Below are 11,698 nucleotides of genomic sequence, written 5' to 3' on the forward strand. Positions count from 1 at the left end.
TTTAAAGCGCGAGCAGCCTCGCGCTTTGCTGCAACGTTTAGCGCTGCTGTTGCGGCCACAGCCAGGCCGCACCGCGTACGCCGCTGGAGTCGCCGTGAACCGCCTTGCGGATCGGCGTTTCACACTCGCCGCCAAATACCCAACTTTTCACCCGCTGCGGCACCGTGCGGTACAGGCGATCCACGTTGCTCATGCCGCCGCCGAGCACCACCACGTCCGGATCCAGCATGTTGATCACGTGCGCCAGCGATTTCGCCAACCGCATTTCGTAGCGAACGATCGCCTGCTCCGCCAGCGCATCGCCCCGCTCGCTCAGCGCCATGATCTCATGCCCTTGCAGCGCGTTGCCGCTCAGGCGCGCATAGTCGGTAGCGAAACCGGTGCCGGAAATAAAGGTTTCGATGCAGCCCGGCTTGCCGCAGTAACACGGCACGTCGCGAGCGTAACGCAGCTCATCGTCATCCTGCCACGGCAGCGGGTTGTGGCCCCACTCGCCGGCGATGCCATTGCCGCCAGAATGCGCCTGGCCGCTCAGCGCCACGCCGGCGCCGCAGCCGGTGCCGATAATGACCGCGAACACCGTTTTCGCGCCAGCGCCTGCGCCGTCGGTAGCTTCCGACACCGCCAGGCAGTTGGCGTCGTTGGCGATACGCACCTCGCGCGCCAGCAGCGCCGACAGATCCTTGTCCAGCGGTTGGCCGTTGAGCCATACCGAGTTGGCGTTCTTCACCCGCCCGGTAAACGGCGACAGCGTGCCGGGAATGCCGATCCCGACCGATCCCAATTCGCCGGTATGATCTTCCGCCAGCTTCACCAGCCCGGCGATCGCCGCCAGGGTTTGCCCATAGTCATGGCGCGGCGTGGCGATGCGATGGCGAAACAACTCCCGCCCGTCGTCCGCCAACGCAATCACTTCAATTTTCGTCCCACCCAAGTCGATGCCAATGCGCACGTATTTTTCTCCTCGATGCCACGTAGCGTTGCCACAGCCTAATGTAAGCGCGCAGATGAATCACCTGTTTCCCACCCTCCACCCCGCCCTTTCTCGGTGCGTAAAGCAACGCAATTCGGAGAGAATGGGGCGATTTTTCAGCGTCAATTCGTTATCATGCCGCCCTGCTTTTGACGAATCAGCGTGCCGAGCGCACGCCCAGCCAGGGATAACATTATGCTGTGGTTTAAGAATTTGATGGTTTACCGTTTGAGCCGCGAAGTGGCGTTAAACGCGGATGAAATGGAAAAACAACTCAGCGCGTTCGCCTTCACGCCGTGCGGCAGCCAGGACATGGCGAAGACTGGCTGGGTCTCCCCGATGGGCTCGCACAGCGATGCGCTGACGCACGCGGTCAACGGCCAGATCGTCATCTGCGCGCGCAAGGAAGAGAAAATCCTGCCGTCGCCGGTCATCAAGCAAGAGCTGCAGGCCAAGATTGAGCGCCTGGAGGCGGAACAACACCGCAAACTGAAGAAAACCGAGAAAGACGCGCTGAAGGACGAAGTGCTGCACAGCCTGCTGCCGCGCGCGTTCAGCCGCTTCAACCAGACCTTCATGTGGATCGACACCGTCAACGATCTGATCATGGTCGATGCCGCCAGTGCCAAACGCGCCGAAGATACGCTGGCGCTGCTGCGCAAGAGCCTCGGCTCGCTGCCGGTGGTGCCGCTGACGATGGAAAGCCCGATCGAACTGACGCTGACCGAATGGGTGCGTTCCGGCGAGATGCCGGCCGGCTTCGCCATTCAGGATGAAGCGGAATTGAAAGCGATTCTGGAAGAAGGCGGCGTGATCCGCTGCAAGAAACAGAATCTGATCAGTGACGAAATCGCGGTGCATATCGAAGCCGGCAAGCTGGTGACCAAGCTGGCGGTGGATTGGCAGGAGCGCATTCAGCTGATGCTGTCGGACGACGGCTCGCTCAAGCGCCTGAAGTTCGCCGACACGCTGCGCGAGCAGAACGACGACATCGATCGCGACGACTTCGCCCAGCGCTTTGACGCCGACTTTATCCTGATGACCAGCGAGCTGGCGGCGTTGATCAAAAACACCATCGAAGCGCTCGGCGGCGAAGCCCAGCGTTAATCCCGCCGCAGAAACGACCAGGGCCCAGCATCCGCTGAGCCCTGCGTTCCCCTAACGAGCAACGTTTATTTGCTCAGATAGCGGCACAGATAGGCGGTCGCGTCGGCCACCTGCAGGTTGAACTCGCTGTGCCCCGGCACGAAGAACTTCTCACCCGGCGTAAACACCTGCCAGTCCGGCGCCCCTGGCAGCAGCACTTTCAGCGCCCCGGTGATCACCGTCATTTCTTCCGGTTGCGCGGTGGAGAAGGTGTATTCGCCCTCTTCCATCACGCCCACGCTGGTAAGACCGATGCTGCTACTGTCAAAACCGATAGACTTCACTTTTCCGGCAAAATACTCATTCACTTTCAGCATAGACTGGCACCCGCGTAATCATCTTGATGGAAAATCCATATTGGGGGATTGCGGTTGATCTGTCACTGGTTTTTCGCGCGAAATGCGATCGCGGCGCTGAGTAAAACGCTGCCGGGCTTCTCACCGGCAGTCAGGGCTGCTGAACCCCGGGGAGATCCACGGGCGCAAAGCGCCTGAGAGCGCGTCGAGCGGTAACTTTTCGCTATTTGAATCAGTCGACTAACTCTGCAGCCAGCTTGGCGACCAGTACGTTCGACAACAACACTGGCACCGACAGACGCGCCTGCAAAAAGGCGCGGTGACGCTGGTGATAACCGATGCAGTCTAGCACCACCACCTCCGCCCCCTGCCGCAGCAGTGCGCAAGCCGCCTGCTCCAGCGCGGCATCATCTGCCAGATAGGGGCTGGCGACGGCATAGCTCGGCGGCGTCGCCAGCTGCCGCCATTTACGCGCCTGCTGCTCAACCTGTTCCGCCATCGGCACCACGATGCCGACGCGGTGTGCGCCGACGATCGCGGAGATCAACGGCGGAATAATGCGATCCGGCTCCAGCAACAGCGCCTGTTCCGCCTGCAATTCGCCGAATTCGCCGGTGCACAGCAGCAGGATCACCTGGCACCCCGCCGCCTCCAACTCGCGGATCTTCTGCTGCAACCCGCTTTCAACGCGAGCGGCACAGAGCGTCACCTGCGTGCCGTCCAACAGGCGCGACACCAGCAGCTTATCGCCCTGTTGCGGCGCATAACGCTCGGCGATCTGCCCGGCATCCAGGCCGTCCAGCAAACCGACGTGCCTCACCCGCTCCGCCGGCAGATAAGCAGACAGCAGCGGCATGATATCGCTGCGCGGCGCCTGACCGAGGGTCAGCGTGGCGAATGAAGCCGTCATGGGTCTATCTCCTTTTTTGCAGGTGGCTCAGACTGCCGTACAGCGCCAGCAGCTGGCCGAATTCGGCAGCATCGTAGAACCGGCAAGTGCCGCGGCCAAATTCTTTGGCGACCTCCACCGCGAATTTGACCACCAGCGCGATGTCCGTTTCGTGGCTGGCGCCGGTGCCGCAGCCCGGCACCACCGATTCGCTGCAAATCGCCACGCCGACCACCGGCGCCGCAGTAGCGGTCGAGGGCTGCAGGATGCTGTTGAGGTGATGCACACCGTTGCCATAAGGGGTGATATCCTGCGTGGTGATCGGGAAGGTCACCGCCGGGCGGCCGCTGGTCATCTCCATGATGCGCAGCAGATCTTCCGCCACCCGCAGGATGTAGCCCTCTTTCACCGTCGGCGACAGCGCATAGCCTTTGTGGTTGATGATGCGATTGCCCTTGGTGGTATCGATCGACAGGATGGCGTCAGCCTCCGGCACCACTTCATTATCGTTCATCGTCACGTCATCGATCGGCGAATCCATAAAATCGACCGGATCGTGCGGCCGGGTCGGCGCGTTCGGGCAAATATGAGTGGTGACGATCACATCGCCCGGCAGCGTGTCGCCCTTACGCTGCATCTCTGCCAGCTTCAGCGCGGCGGCAATGGCGGCGATCGCGCCGTCGCCGTCAGACACCAGCCCGATACGCGTCGGCCGCGCGCCGATGCCGCCCAGGCGGCCGATAATGCCCAGCGTCGGCGCCGCACCGCCAGCGAATTGGCCTGCGCTACCGGGGATCTCGATGCGCACGAAATCGGTACCGCCCTTCGGCCCGTCGGCGCGCAAGGTGCTGGCCCGGATCGCCGGGTAAGGCGCAAACAGATCGACGACGTCCTGGCCGCTGACGAATGCGCTATCAATCAATTCAAAAACCTGCAGCGTTTGTTGCAAACTCATGGTCGTTTTACCTCACCAATGTCATCGGCAGGGGCTATTTGCCCTTGCTGGAAAAAATCGAGCTGAAGAAGTTGTAGAGCGCGTCGCCGGCGATAAACCCGGCCGCCATGATCTCCATCGGTGTGCGGCCACGATCGCCCCAACGGCGCAGGATCGCCACGCGCAGCGCGATACCCACCAGCACCGCCCACCCGGCCAAGGCGTTATTGATCAGCAGACCGGTTGCCAGCAACACGCCGAGCTGGCGCTTAGGGCCGCCGATCAGCTGTACCACGGCGCCGGGGATCGCCCAGATTAAAAGGCTCCAGGCGATACCCGGCTGCGCACCGGCCTCGATGGTCTTCGCGTAAACGCGCGCGACCGGCGGGATCAGGTCCTGCAGGAAATAGCTGTGATAAGAGAGGTAAACCACCGGAATGGCGATGAGGAAGGCAATCAGCGCCGCAAACAGCTGAATGCGGCGCCCCAGCAGCTCCTGCCGCAGATCCTCGCCGTAGCCACGCAGGATGAAGCCGGCTTTCAAATCAAAGCCCATGTCGGCGAAGGCCGGCCCGGTGGCGGCGGTAAAACCGGTCAGGATGCACAACGCCAGCGGTGGGAAACCGATCAGGATACCGACGATCAGGGTGATCAACGCCACCGCGAACGCAGGAAACCAGCCGGAGTGCATGGCGGCGATACCGACGATCAGCTCATGAACGAAAGCGGCGAACGCCGCGTATATCACGAACAGCGCCAACATCGGCAGCGACATCTCGCTGAACAGCCCGCCGATCAGAGCCAAAAACGCGGCGATGGCGATGTAGCCGACCGCGCCCAGGCCGAGCGCTTTGCTTACCGCACTGTCCGGTTGGGTATAACCGGCGCTATCGGCGCGGCGGCTGCGGATCACCTGCGCAACCTGGATCAGCGCCACCAGGCCGGCGCCGACCATCACGCCATGCGGAATAAAATGGGCATTGATATCGAAACCGGCCACCGGATCGGCGTAAGCCCGCAACAATAACCCGACGCCAAACATGCTCAGCGCCCAGATATTGCCGATAAAGGCGGTGCCGAAGGCCGCCATGGGGATCTTGAGCATTGATCCGGCGATACCTACCCCTACGCCCACCACCAAAAGCCAGGCCTGCTTGCCGCCGCGATCGCCGGCTTTAATCGCTTCCGCGGCGGCGACGCCGGGCGGCCAGGCATTGGCGGCGGGGAACACTTTGGTATCGAACAGGCGATAAAGCAGATAGGCGTCAAGCAACATCGCCGCCGCCACGCCGCAGAACATCGGTAAAATAAGCTGCGGTTGCCCCATCACGTAAGGCACCGCAATCGGCATCAGCAGACAATTGGCCGCGCCGAAGGTGGCAGAGGAGATCACCGTCTGCGCCAGGTTCTGAGTGTGCACCGAGCGGTAGCGTTGGAACATTTTCAGCGGAATGCGTGCCAACAGCATGGCAATCAGCGCACCGATGATCGAGGTGTTGGGCGTCACGCCCAGCGTGGTGATCAGCTGAACGCCGATGATCGCCCCCACCACCGAAAGTAACGCCATGACCAACAGCGTGCCGGCCTCTTTTAGCGGATTATTTGATTTCATGCTTGGTTTCCCTGAATATTTCCTACTGCGTGGCGGAAATAACGCCAAACGATAGCTCGCCGCGGCAGTTCCATTATTTGGAACTACCGGTGTCACAACGTGATTATTTTCTTATTCAGCCTGTCTATTTCTTACCAATAAAATACGGTGAAATATAATTAATGAGTTCCCTGGTGTCGGCGCTCGTTAATTATGATGCAACACGATAGCTCAGGCGCGTTATTTGATCTGCTGCCAATAATCATCGCCATATTTTTCCGCCAGTTGGCGGCTGACTGCGGTTAATTCGGCCAAGACTTCCGGTACAAACGGCTGCTCCTCGCCCTGCGAGGGGAAGGACAGGCACAACCCCACCGTCTCGCTGCCGTGCTTGTTCACCAGCGCGGTCGCCAGCGAACTGATGCTGTTCAAGGTTTCATTGCGCGCCAGCGACCATCCCTGACGCCTCACCTGCTGCAACGTCTGCAACAGCGCATCCAACGTTTGCGGCGCATTGGGCGAAGTCGCCCGGTAACCGCCGGCGTAACGCGCCCGAACCTGCTCGTCGCTTTCACGCGCCAGTATCGCCCGGCCGACCGAGGTTTCCGCCGCTGGCGAACGGTAACCCGCCGGGGTGACCACCTGCAAAAAGTGGCGGCCGGGAAACATGCGCATCACCATGATCTCCTGCCCTTCCAATATAGAAAGGTAGCCGGTACAGGCCGTCTGGCGGCACAGCTGCGCCATACTGGCCGCCAGGTTGTCCACCAGCGGCATCGACAGATAGTGGCTGGATGCCGCCAGCAACAGCGCGCCGATGTGATAACGCCGGCTATCGGGATCGCGCTCCAGCATGCCCTGATTTTCCATGGTCTGCAGCAGGCGCGATACCGTGCTTTTCGGCAGCGCTAATTGCTCAACCACGTCGCTGAATGCAATACCCGGTTGGCCATGCATCACACGTTGTTGAGAAAAGAGTTTTAATACCGCAGCGGCATTTTCCAGCGTTGTCATGATCCGCCTTGTTCCACTATATGGAACTCAGTTCCTGTTTTATAATTAAAAACTAAAACCCGAACTCCGCAGCGTCAAGCTGTTTATTTTTTGTCAGCCGTAAAATAAAAGGCATTCGTGCTTTTCAAATGAAAATATTGCGTAGAACGCCGACTTATCCGCGTCGAATAAAATAACGATACGCTCTGAAAATAATGAACAGCAGGACAAGCTGCTGAAAAATGATTTTCTCAGGAGGAGATATTGCCGCGGCTCAGAAACCCGCGCCGCGCAAACTGAAATCGATCGGCAACGTCAATTCCACCGTGCCGTTGACGTAGGCGTCCGCCGGCGGCGTGGGCAGCGGCGAAGCGCGTTTGACCAGCGCCTGGATTTCGCGATCCAGCGACGGCAACCCGGCGCTGCTGACCAGCGTCACCGCCAGCACATGGCCCTGCCTGTCCAACGTGAAACGCACCTGCCCGACGCCCTGGCGCTTTAGCCGCAATGCGTCTTTGGGGTAACGTTTAAAACGATTCAGGCGGCCGCTGATGCGGCTGCGCCAGTTGTCCACCCCCGCCTGAGCATAGGGCGTCAGGCGAGTTTGCGGCGCGGCCGTTTTATCCGCCCGGCCCGGCGGTGGCGCACCGACGCTTTGCTCCTGAACCTTCGGCGGCGCGATCGTTTTCTCCTGCGGCGGTGTGCGCGGCAGGGGGGGAGTCTTCACCGGCTTGGGCGGTTTTTTCTGCTTCGGCGGTACGGCGATGTTCGGCCGCACGGCTTCAGGCACCTTCACCGTCGGCAAGGGTTCCGGCGGCGACGGCGGTTCAACCTGAGGCGGCGGCGTCATTTGCCCCGGCGGTTGTTTTACCTCAGCCGGGGCCTGCGGTGCGGCGGCCATCACCACCATGACCGCCGGCGGCGGCACCCACGCCGGCGCGGCCTGGTCCCGCCAGGGCCAGAACAGCGCCACAACCAGCAGGTGCAGTGCCAGCACCAGCACCAGGCAACGGCGCCAGGGCATGACGGCACCGGGTGCGGCGAAAGGCAGCGGCGAAACCGACATGCTCACTCTTCCGTCAGCGCCAGATGAAGGCGATCGGTCAGCGGTTTGAACAGGTAGTTCATCATCGAACGCTCGCCGGTGCGGATGAAGCCTTCGACCGGCATCCCCGGGCGGATCTCCAACCCGTTCAGGCGTTGCAGCCCCGCTTCGCTGACCTTGACGCGCACGCTGTAATAGGGCGCGCCGCTTTTCTCGTCGGTCAGGCGATCGGCCCCGACCAGCGTCACCTCGCCCTCGACGCGCGGCGTGGTGCTTTGGTTGAACGCCGAGAACAACAGTTCGACCGGCAGCCCTACCTGCACCTTGTCGATCAGTTCGACCGGGATACGCGCCTCCACCTGCAGCCCCCGATCGCTGGGCACGATCTCCATCAGTTGCTGACCGGCGCCGATCACGCCACCTTCGGTGAACACGCTCAGTCCCACCACGGTGCCCGCCACCGGCGCTTTCACCTGCGTATGACCCAGATCGGCCTCCGCCTTGGCCAGGCGGTTATCCAGTTCGTCCAGCTTCATCCGCACCTCGGCCAGCTGGCTACTGACCTCTTTCTGATACTCTTCCCGCCGCTGGATCGCCCGCAGCTTCAGCTCCAGTATTTGGCGGCCCAGGCGGCCGATATTGCCGGTGTCCTCGGACGCCTGGCCATCAATCTGCGCATACTGCCCTTCCAGATCCAGCAGCCGATTGCGCGCCACATACCCCTGCCCAGCCAGCTTGCGCATACCGCTCAGCTGCTCCTGCAACATGGCCTTTTGCCGTTGCTTGCTGGCGTAAGACTGACGGATCCCTTCCAGCATCGCCTGCGATCCGGCAATGCTCTCCGCGATCGCCGCCAGCTCACTCTGCAGCGCCGCTCGGCGGCTGGTGAACAGCTGCTGCTGCAGCAGCATCAACGACATCACCTCTGGCTCCTCCCGCCGCGCCTGCAGCAATGCCGGGAAAGCGATCGCCTGCAGGCCGTCGCGTTCGGCCTGCAGCCGCGCCCGCTGCGCGGCGTTGCTCAACTGCTGGCTGCGCAGCGCATCGCGCTGGGTGCGGCTGTCGACGGTATCCATCAGCAACAGCACCTGCCCGGCGCGAACCCGGTCGCCTTCATGCACTTGAATTTGCGACACTACGCCGCCGCTCGGGTGCTGCACCGCCTTACGGTTGCCGGCCACCACCACGCTGCCGGAAATCGGCACGCCTTTGTCCAGCGGCGCCAACAGCCCCCACAGCAGGAAGCCGCCAAACCCCAACAGCACCAGCCAGCCGCCGAGCCGCAGATGGCGCCCTTCGTCGAACTGTCGGGAAAGGGCGTCGATATCGCCGGGGATCACACTCTGATTGCTCATACTTTTCGTTCACCGCTGGCCGTTTTGGCAAAGTTGGCGTAGTTGACGTTGAAGCCGCCGCTGCTGCGGCCGACGTTGGCCGGTACGGCTGCAGGCGCAAAACCAGGCAGTTTCTTCAGGATGGCGTCGCTGGGGCCGAAGTGCTGCACCTGGCCGGCGGCCAGCACCAGCAATTTGTCGGTGGTCGCCAGGATCGCCGGTTTGTGGGTCACCAACACGATGGTGGTGCCGCGCGTCTTCAGCGCTTCGATCGCCCGCTGCAGCGCCTCTTCCCCTTCACGATCGAGGTTGGCATTCGGTTCGTCCAACACCACCAACGCCGGAGAGTCATACAGCGCGCGCGCCAGCGCCACCCGCTGACGCTGGCCGCCGGACAGGCCGCTGCCGCCCTCGCCCAGCTCGGTTTCATACCCTTTGGGCAAATGCAGGATCAATTGGTGCACGCCGGCCAGCGCGGCGGCGGCCACCACCTTCTCGGCGTCAACCTGGCCAAAGCGGGCGATGTTTTCCGTTAGGGTACCGGCGAACAGCTGGATATCCTGCGGCAAATAGCCGATATGCGGCCCCAGCTGCTGTTTATCCCACTGCCGGATATCCGCGCCGTCCAGCCGCACGTCGCCGCTGAGCGGCGTCAGCGCGCCGACCAGTTGGCGCATCAGCAACGTTTTGCCGGAGCCGGATGCGCCAATGACGCCCAGCACCTCGCCGGCCTCCAGACGAAAACTGACGCCGTGCAATACCGGTGCGCTCCCGCCGGGCGCGCTGGCGGCCAGCTGATTCACGGTCAATGTCCCGTTGGGCGCCGGCAGCGGCAGGCTCGCCGCCCGCGGCGGATTAGCGGCCAACATCACCTCCAGCCGTTGCAGGGACTGGCGCGCCGACGACCACTGTTTCCAGGCGCCGATCAGCTGATCGATCGGCCCCAGCACCCTGCCGATCAGGATCGATCCGGCGATCATCATGCCCGGCGTAATGTCGCCGTTCACCGCCAGCAGCGCGCCGCAGCCCAACATCAGCGACTGCAATGCCAGCCGCACGGTTTTCGACCAGGCGGTGACGGCGGCGATTTTCTCGCTGGCGCGGTTCTGCAACAGCAGGAACTGCTGATGCTGCCGCAGCCAACGCAGGCGCAAGTCGGTCAGCATCCCCATGGCGGCGATGGCTTCGGCGTTGCGCAGATTGCCGTTGGCCTGCTGTGTGGCGCTCAGCGCGACCCGGCCGGCCTCCGCCAGAGGCGCCTGCGACACCCGCTGATTGAGCCAGGCCAGCAGCACCAGCACGATCACTCCGGCGCTGGCCAACGCGCCAAGCCAGGGGTGGAGCAGAAACACCACCAGCAGATAAACCGGGAACCAGGGGGCATCGAAAAAGGCGAACAGCGCATTGCCGGTGGCGAACTGGCGCAGGTTAGTCAGATCGTTCAGCGCCTGCCCTGCCAGCGGGTTGCCGGTTTTCAGATTGGTTTCGAAGGCGGCGTCGTAGACTCGCTGATTGAGGCGCATATCCATCTGGGCGCCGAGGCGGATCACCACCTGGCTGCGCACCCACTCCAGCAGCCCCATAAACAGGTAAAGACCGACCACCATCAGGGTCAGCATCGCCAGCGTCATGCGGTTGCCCGACGGCAACACGCGATCGTAGACCTGCAGCATGTACAGCGCCGGTGCCAGCATCAACAGGTTGATCACCGCGGTAAACAGCGCGATGCCCCAAAATCCGCGCCGGTATGCGGCCAGCACGCTCATCACTTCTCCGCGCCTGACGGCGTTTTTCATGGCGTTTTCCATCGGCTAAAAACGAGAAAATGCCCGCCGGGGCGCACGGCGCCGGCGGGCAAACAGCCGCAATCAGGCCGCCAGCAGTTCCGGGCTGTCGGCGTGCTGCACGCCCACCGCCGTCGCCGCCGCCACCTGATCGAAGGTGGAATTGACGCTCAGGCCGTAGTCGTCGAGGATGCCGTTCAGCGCGGTTTCCAGCGCGCCGGTATCGCCGGACATCAGACCGTACACCACCTGGTGCACCACGCCATCGTGGCCCTGCGCCTGCAGGCTGCTGAGGTTCAGGCCGCCGAAGCTGACGTCAGGCACCTGAATGCTGTACGGCGATGTATCGCCACCGCTCAAACCGTCGCCGAACGACAGGGAATCCAGCTGGCCGTACAGGGTATGCGCCGGTTCATTGAACAGCGTGTAGGTCAGGTTGCCACCCGCCACGACCGACGTGACATGGTTGTCCGTACTGGTCACGGCATATTGGCTACCAGACAACCGGCCGCCGTAGAAGCCACCGCTGTTGGAGTCGGTGACGTTACCGTTGGTATGGTTGATATCACCAAATGTCGAAGCCCATTGGCCCAGATAGTCATGAATGCTGTAACCGCCAAAGCTGCTGTCATAGTTAACTGAAAATGCCATTTCTCTATCTCCATTGATGAACGGCGCCCCTTGCGAGGCTGCCCTTGTGCTCAAGGATGAGC

11 protein-coding genes are annotated in these 11,698 nt (G+C 62.2%); 1 reads left to right on the plus strand and 10 read right to left on the minus strand.

Annotated elements, in window-relative coordinates; genetic code table 11:
• Positions 1-37: 37 nt before the first annotated feature.
• On the minus strand, positions 38-952 hold the full coding sequence (gene mak / locus RE418_RS01455; protein WP_025301734.1) for a fructokinase: 915 nt from the start codon (positions 950-952) through the stop codon (positions 38-40).
• Between the two features lie 216 nt (positions 953-1,168).
• Between mak and rdgC the strand changes: the two genes are divergently transcribed.
• Positions 1,169-2,080: a recombination-associated protein RdgC gene (gene rdgC / locus RE418_RS01460; RefSeq protein ID WP_004940461.1), complete on the plus strand. Its 912-nt coding sequence runs from the start codon at positions 1,169-1,171 to the stop codon at positions 2,078-2,080.
• A 65-nt stretch (positions 2,081-2,145) separates the two neighbouring features.
• Here rdgC and ppnP read toward each other — a convergent pair whose 3' ends face one another.
• From ppnP to RE418_RS01505, 9 genes are all read right to left on the minus strand, one after another.
• Positions 2,146-2,436 (minus strand): pyrimidine/purine nucleoside phosphorylase, encoded by a 291-nt coding sequence (gene ppnP / locus RE418_RS01465; RefSeq protein WP_004940463.1) that lies wholly within the window; start codon positions 2,434-2,436, stop codon positions 2,146-2,148.
• A 211-nt stretch (positions 2,437-2,647) separates the two neighbouring features.
• Positions 2,648-3,325, minus strand: coding sequence for an AroM family protein (locus RE418_RS01470; RefSeq protein ID WP_049206213.1), 678 nt, complete (start codon positions 3,323-3,325; stop codon positions 2,648-2,650).
• A 4-nt stretch (positions 3,326-3,329) separates the two neighbouring features.
• Positions 3,330-4,259: a DUF1177 domain-containing protein gene (locus RE418_RS01475; protein ID WP_025301732.1), complete on the minus strand. Its 930-nt coding sequence runs from the start codon at positions 4,257-4,259 to the stop codon at positions 3,330-3,332.
• Between the two features lie 34 nt (positions 4,260-4,293).
• Entirely contained in the window at positions 4,294-5,850 is a 1,557-nt protein-coding gene (locus RE418_RS01480; protein WP_049209291.1) for an OPT/YSL family transporter, read from the minus strand.
• A 219-nt stretch (positions 5,851-6,069) separates the two neighbouring features.
• Positions 6,070-6,843, minus strand: coding sequence for an IclR family transcriptional regulator (locus RE418_RS01485; RefSeq protein ID WP_025301730.1), 774 nt, complete (start codon positions 6,841-6,843; stop codon positions 6,070-6,072).
• A gap of 253 nt (positions 6,844-7,096) precedes the next feature.
• Positions 7,097-7,888: an energy transducer TonB gene (locus RE418_RS01490; protein ID WP_043135609.1), complete on the minus strand. Its 792-nt coding sequence runs from the start codon at positions 7,886-7,888 to the stop codon at positions 7,097-7,099.
• A 2-nt stretch (positions 7,889-7,890) separates the two neighbouring features.
• Positions 7,891-9,222, minus strand: a complete 1,332-nt coding sequence (locus RE418_RS01495; protein ID WP_089180591.1) for an HlyD family type I secretion periplasmic adaptor subunit — start codon at positions 9,220-9,222, stop codon at positions 7,891-7,893.
• Complete coding sequence (locus tag RE418_RS01500; RefSeq protein ID WP_089180590.1) at positions 9,219-10,997, minus strand: type I secretion system permease/ATPase; 1,779 nt, start codon at positions 10,995-10,997, stop codon at positions 9,219-9,221. The genes RE418_RS01495 and RE418_RS01500 overlap by 4 nt, the downstream gene beginning before the upstream one ends.
• Before the next feature lie 72 nt (positions 10,998-11,069).
• Entirely contained in the window at positions 11,070-11,636 is a 567-nt protein-coding gene (locus RE418_RS01505) for a heme acquisition protein HasA (RefSeq protein WP_025301726.1), read from the minus strand.
• Positions 11,637-11,698 lie beyond the last annotated feature (62 nt).

Source organism: Serratia sp. szju (genome assembly GCF_044594185.1).
In the GTDB taxonomy this organism is placed as follows: domain Bacteria; phylum Pseudomonadota; class Gammaproteobacteria; order Enterobacterales; family Enterobacteriaceae; genus Serratia; species Serratia bockelmannii.